At 39.2% G+C, this 1,389-nt stretch carries 3 protein-coding genes; all 3 read right to left on the bottom strand.

What is annotated here, in order from left to right; all coding sequences use genetic code 11:
• Window positions 1-61: 61 nt before the first annotated feature.
• The gene (locus HMPREF3138_RS22790) at window positions 62-685 is read right to left on the bottom strand and encodes a hypothetical protein (RefSeq protein ID WP_070559352.1); all 624 of its coding nucleotides are present in this window, start codon (window positions 683-685) and stop codon (window positions 62-64) included.
• Window positions 686-742: 57 nt separating this feature from the next.
• The gene (locus HMPREF3138_RS26780) at window positions 743-901 is read right to left on the bottom strand and encodes a ribbon-helix-helix domain-containing protein (RefSeq protein WP_168166354.1); all 159 of its coding nucleotides are present in this window, start codon (window positions 899-901) and stop codon (window positions 743-745) included.
• 93 nt (window positions 902-994) lie between these two features.
• Window positions 995-1,303, bottom strand: a complete 309-nt coding sequence (locus HMPREF3138_RS26545; protein ID WP_139145178.1) for a hypothetical protein — start codon at window positions 1,301-1,303, stop codon at window positions 995-997.
• Between the last annotated feature and the right edge of the window lie 86 nt (window positions 1,304-1,389).

Genomic DNA, 1,389 nt, shown 5'->3' with positions numbered 1-1,389 from the left:
ATTTTGCATTCCTATAAATAGTTTAGTTAGTTTGAATAAGCCCCACGCACGGGGCTTCTTTTTATTGTGTTTCAATATTGTTGTCGTAATCAGATTGGATATCGTTTCTAATTTCATTCAGACGTGTGATAATACGTTTATCTAGGCGTGTATCAGTACTGAACTCGTTGATTACATTATCGAGTTCTTGAATCTTCCACTGTTGCCATTGTCTATGTGCGTCGTGTGCAGTCTTGAAGTTCTTGGCTTCATGAACACTATTAACCCAGCACTGTGCTTTATAGTATTCATAAACTGCGTCCTTATACCTCTTACGTTCTACAGAGACACCCTTTGGTAAGCCGTTATCCGGCCTGCCGTCATTCATCAGGCAATTGATTTTGTTCGGAAGCCAACAACACTTATCAGCTTTGTATTCTTTATTACCAACTACAAGCCAGTCCTTATCGATGCACCATCCTTCTATGCGAGTATCAAGCCACCACCGGGCGAAATTCGAATAGAACAACCATTCAGTACTGACGTTTGCCCTTTTCTCGACGGTTTCTGCTTCTAGGCGACTCTTCCACGCTTGGTAGCACTTTCGCTGAAGCTCTGGTGTCAGTCCAATCTCTTGTTGTTTTTCAATATCGTTTGCTAAGTCATTCGTGCCAATCCCGGCTACTAGTTTATTTCCCTTTTTCATTTTAAAATTCCGTTTACTTGTATCACCACGTGCGGGTGATACTCCCTTTACTGCCTATTACTTCTTGTCACCTCCTAGAATAATGTACTGATTCAATATGTACTGTACTGCTGCTGATCTAGTTTTCGCTTTGCCATCGTTAATCAGACCATCCAGTACTTCCACTTGTCGATCATTCAATCTAATACCGAATGATGTATTTTTCTTTTCTTTCATCTTGTGCACCTTTCCTTATTTTTTAATTACAAAAAAGTACCGCCAATGTCACGAGGCGGCAACTTTGTCTATGGAGATTACAAATCTATTTATTCATTTATGATAAAATACGCATCCAAACAGTAATCCGTATATATCACCACGACGAATAAAACCTATATCGTCGTATTTTACATCTTTATTTATCAATTCGCAGTCGAAAGTACAGAATAATACGGGCCAAAATACTGCATTGTACTTATCAATATCGTCTTGAGTACTTTCTTCGTCTAGTGGATGTAGTTCATATCCGAGTACTTCTAACTGCTTCATTAGAGTATTCACGCAATCTTGTAATTCTGGTAATCCGGTTAGTACTTCATACGCTAATGCAGTAGCAGTAATTAGATTAAGCTTCTTCATGCTGTTTCACCTCGTAGTGACCATACAACGAGAATGAACCAGATTATTACTATTGGATGTGCAAGTGCCAGTACTGCTAAGGAAGG

Source organism: Serratia sp. HMSC15F11 (genome assembly GCF_001808215.1).
Classification (GTDB): Bacteria; Pseudomonadota; Gammaproteobacteria; order Enterobacterales; family Enterobacteriaceae; genus Serratia; species Serratia nevei.
The sequence above is the reverse complement of the archived record's forward strand: the minus strand, read 5'-3'. Positions and strand labels throughout refer to the sequence as shown.